This is a genomic window from Sphingomonas sp. FUKUSWIS1 (assembly GCF_000733135.1).
GTDB lineage: Bacteria > Pseudomonadota > Alphaproteobacteria > Sphingomonadales > Sphingomonadaceae > Sphingomonas > Sphingomonas aerolata.
On record NZ_JPJC01000053.1, the window covers coordinates 1 to 3,908 of the forward strand.

The 3,908-nt window shown below is 65.1% G+C and carries 5 protein-coding genes, 1 tRNA gene and 1 pseudogene; 2 read left to right on the top strand and 5 right to left on the bottom strand.

Features of this window, described 5'->3' with window-relative positions:
• Both sphsw_RS04400 and sphsw_RS19650 read right to left on the bottom strand, forming a co-directional pair.
• Positions 1-627: pseudogene (locus sphsw_RS04400) on the bottom strand (type III polyketide synthase); the annotation flags it as partial.
• Positions 628-727: 100 nt separating this feature from the next.
• Positions 728-889 carry a hypothetical protein gene (locus tag sphsw_RS19650; protein WP_160172604.1) on the bottom strand — a complete coding sequence of 54 codons (162 nt, stop codon included), beginning with the start codon at positions 887-889 and terminating at the stop codon, positions 728-730.
• 325 nt (positions 890-1,214) lie between these two features.
• Between sphsw_RS19650 and sphsw_RS04405 the strand changes: the two genes are divergently transcribed.
• Together sphsw_RS04405 and sphsw_RS04410 are read left to right on the top strand one after the other, a co-directional pair.
• Positions 1,215-1,682 (top strand): hypothetical protein, encoded by a 468-nt coding sequence (locus sphsw_RS04405; RefSeq protein ID WP_031395526.1) that lies wholly within the window; start codon positions 1,215-1,217, stop codon positions 1,680-1,682.
• A gap of 212 nt (positions 1,683-1,894) precedes the next feature.
• Positions 1,895-2,602 carry a PilZ domain-containing protein gene (locus sphsw_RS04410; protein ID WP_160172605.1) on the top strand — a complete coding sequence of 236 codons (708 nt, stop codon included), beginning with the start codon at positions 1,895-1,897 and terminating at the stop codon, positions 2,600-2,602.
• Here sphsw_RS04410 and sphsw_RS20055 read toward each other — a convergent pair.
• From sphsw_RS20055 to sphsw_RS04420, 3 genes are all read right to left on the bottom strand, one after another.
• Positions 2,599-2,754, bottom strand: coding sequence for a hypothetical protein (locus sphsw_RS20055; protein WP_166746558.1), 156 nt, complete (start codon positions 2,752-2,754; stop codon positions 2,599-2,601). The two genes, sphsw_RS04410 and sphsw_RS20055, sit on opposite strands and share 4 nt — an antisense overlap.
• 92 nt (positions 2,755-2,846) lie before the next feature.
• A tRNA-Leu gene (locus sphsw_RS04415) sits at positions 2,847-2,933 on the bottom strand.
• Between the two features lie 162 nt (positions 2,934-3,095).
• Positions 3,096-3,908: FxLYD domain-containing protein (locus sphsw_RS04420; protein ID WP_443024367.1), on the bottom strand; the 813-nt coding region annotated here is incomplete at its 5' end.

Sequence of the window (3,908 nt, forward strand, 5' to 3'; positions counted from 1 at the left end):
CTCGATCTCGGACACCGCCTGCAGGTGCAGCGTGGACAGTTCGACGGTGACCACCAGGACGCGCGCGCCGGGCTCCGACCGGACGATATGCCGCGCGCTGCGGAGCGCGACGACCGCGGCATAGCATCCCATGAACCCGATCAGCAGCCGCTCGACCGTCGCGGGCAGCGCGAGCCTGCGGGCGATGATCTGGTCGATACCGGGCGCGACGAACCCGGTGCAGCTCGCCACCACCAGATGCGTTATCGTGCCGAGCGCGATCGTTTCCTGAAGCGCGGCGATCGCCTCGATGGCAAGACCGGGTGCGGCGTCGGCATAGATGGCCATCCGCTCCGCGGTGCCGGGATGCGGATCGATCGCGTAAAAGCCGCCCGGGTCGACCGGAGACCCGGCATGCAGCCGCTGCTTGTCGCCGCTGTCGACGCCGTCCGCGACCGCGATGGCCTTTGTTGGCGGCAGCACCGACCAGCGGTGCGCGATACCCGATCGACCCGCCATCCGATCGAACAGCCTGGCCGAACGGGCATCGACCCGGTCGCGTGCCCAGCGGATAAAGGCCTCGTGAATGTCATGGCCGGGGACCGCAGTCCCGATCGCGTTCAGATAGGCAGGCAGGGGAGCGGGCACGACATCCTTTCGCACGGTTGATACGGCCAACGCGTGACGTCCGGACATCGGCCCGGCATGCCGCTATAACAAGCCCTTGCCGTGCGGAACCGCGCCGGCCTCAGTCCTGATCGATCGGGTCGAGATGGTCGTGCCCTACCAGGTACTTCTCCTCGACCATCGCCATGCTGACACCGACATAAGCCGCAATCGCATGATCGCCCGCCTGTTCGAGCGCGCGACAGGCTTCCTGCAGAAGCTCATAGATGCGTGCAGCATTCATCGCGTATCTCCGAGGAGGGCGTCCAAGCCGGAGGATCATGCCGGACGCGGGCAAAATCGATCAAACCTTATATTGGTTTCACATTGGTACAAAATTCTACCTGTTGCAGCCCAAAAACCCACACGGGGCAAGCCATCAATCACAACCAAACTGAACAGATTTCGACCCGTTTTGCACATCTTAAGAAAGTTCCGAGACTATAGCGTGTGCCGAAAAGAATAGAGCGGTAAAACAGATAGCTGAATGATGTTGACCATTATGCCGGCGTGCCGCCATATTTGGGTCATTATGGGCTTAAGACCCTGTGGGCGACCGGGAGCATGTGGTGAAAGACGAATCCGTTGCCGACTTGATCAAGGATCTGGGATCGAGGCTGGCCGCCGTCAGCGAGGAGTTCACGGCGCGGGCATCGCGGGTCGTCGACCAGCGGGCCGAGGATGCGACGAGCCCGATCAGCGAGGAGATGCTCGTCGCCCGGGCCAAGGAGATTCTGGCGCATCGTAAACTGCGCCGTCGCTTCCTGCCGGGCGAATTGTTTCACGAGCCGGCCTGGGACATGCTCGTCGCACTGTTCGTTTCGCACCGCGATCACCGGCCGACCAACGTCAAGGCGCTGGTCGCGATGGCGGATGCACCGGTCACCACGTCGCAACGCTGGATCGAGCACCTCCACAAGCTGAAGCTGATCGACCGCGTCAACGACCCGACCGATCGGCGTCGCATCGAAATCTCGCTGAGCGCAGCCGGCTATGACGCGGTCGCCGGCTACCTCACCGCGATCGCCCGACGCTGACCGGCATTCAGCACGGTATTACAGTAATTTCGGTTTTGTAGTAATTAGTTAAGCCGCGCCTAGCACGGTTCGCCGACACCGTTCGGGGATATCAAATGTGCGGCAAGGCAGGCCAGGCTCAGGGACTAGACGGCGCGATCGCGCACCGACAGGGCGGTGCGTGCTGATCGCGCGTCGCGCCTCCCGATCGCATGGCGGCGGGGAGACGGCGCGTGCTCTCGGGGCCTGACGAGGAAGACGCAACCGGCGGCGACAGCGGGAGCGGCGCAGATCTGCGCCAGCCCGCGGACCGCGACCGGCGTGCCGGTCGGCGCCATGCGACCGTCCTGCTGATCGGCCGGGTCATGCATGCCGACCGCGGCTCGATCTGTCTCGTCCATGACATTTCGACCGTCGGTCTGAAGGCGCGCTTCACCACGCTGCCAGCGCTTGGTGAGACGCTTGAGATCAAGGTGCGTGGCATGCCGTTGCTTCGCGCCACCGTCCGCTGGGTCGACGGGTTTCACGCAGGGGTCGATTTTGACGAGCCGCATGCGATCGACCCCGTCTTCGCGACGCGCGACGCCGCCGGGATGATCGCCCGATCGCCGCGATTCGTGGTTTCGGCACCAGTCAGGCTGAATGTCGAGGGGTGCTGGTATGCCGCAAGGCTGGTCGATATCTCGACCGGTGGCGCGAAGCTCAAGGTCGCGGCGTCGCTCTGCGGGCATTTTTCACAAGGGCAGGCGGCCCAGCTCGTCGTCGATCCCGGAGGACTCGCGATTTTTGCGGCAATCTGCTGGCGACGTGGCAACCGATTCGGGCTTCGCTTCGTTGCGCCGCTATCGCTCGTGACTTTGTCCCGGGTGCTGGAGTCAAACCCCGATTGTCAGGTCCCCATCCCCCCTCCCAGGGGCCTGGCAACGACGACCGGCGACTAAACCTCGTCGGTCGTCAACTTCACCTTGTTTGGAAGCTTCTTGCCCTTGGTGCGGCGCGACGGGAGCTGCACGGGGTGCTTCTTCTTCCACTGCGCGAACGTCATCGGGCCATCGGGCGTTTCGATGATCTGGTCGTCGATCGAATCGGCCATCGCCGTGCTCCGCTTTGACAGGATCCCGCAGGACGGACCGTCATGTCCCCCATGGGGGTGGTTCTGATCCGGGTCGGTAGAAACGAGGAAAGTGGTGCGGCCGAGAAGACTCGAACTTCCACGGGCTTTCGCCCACAACGACCTCAACGTTGCGCGTCTACCAGTTCCGCCACGGCCGCACGTGAAACACTGACCGGACAAGCCGGCTAGCTGGTAGGCCGGTGCCACTAGCAAGGCTTTTGCGATCCCGCAACGCCCTTTCGCCATCGAATGCGCGCCGCTGCGAGAAAATCATGTCGCAGGGCCCTATGCCGCCACCGCGTCGGGGCGGCGGAACCGGATCAGGAGGCGTTTTCGCCGGCAAAGCTCAGCTCGAGCCGTTTCGAATTCGACGGCACGTCGAGTTTGGCGGAGTTGAAATCGATCGCCGCGCCAGGTGTCAGCGTCCGCTTTTGCGGGGTGATCGTCCAGCTATACACGATCCGGCCCTGCGCATCGCGCAGCTCGGCGCGGATGTCGGGCACGCGCTGCGTCGAATCGGAGGGATTGGTGACCTGGCCGCTGACCGCGAACAGCTCGGATCCGTTGTCCAGTTCGCGGCGCTCGATCGGATTGTCGCGCAGTCGCAGCGGTGTCTCGTCCGCGCCCGTCACGAGTCCAAGCTGCGTCGCAAGGCCAGGCGCGCCGACATAGAGGATCGCAGCGACGCCCAGCAGCATCAGAAGCCCGGCCGCCACCGCACCGATCGTCCACAGCCGGGTGGTGTTGCGCCGTGCGCGGAACGGCGGGGCATGTGCGAATGCATCATAGGAATCGGCGTCGCTCCGGCTGCCCGCATAGGAGGACGGAGCGGCGCTGTCGGTGTTCGCGGCCGGCACGGTCGTCGCAACCGCCGGCAGCTCGGCCTGCTCATCCGCGACATTCGATGCGGCGGCCGGCGCGGCGGCAGGCTGGGCAGCCAATGGCGCAAAGGGTCGGATGATCGGCGGCGGCAGATCGTCGGCGGTCTGCGCAGCCGAAGGCGGCGAAGACATCGGAACCCCGGACGGGGTGGGCGAGGACGGACTTGGCCACGCCGGATTGGGCCAGACCGGGGGCGCGGCGGGCTCGGCGTCGAACGCCGCGCCGAACGGCGGCGCGGGCGCGAAGCCGAG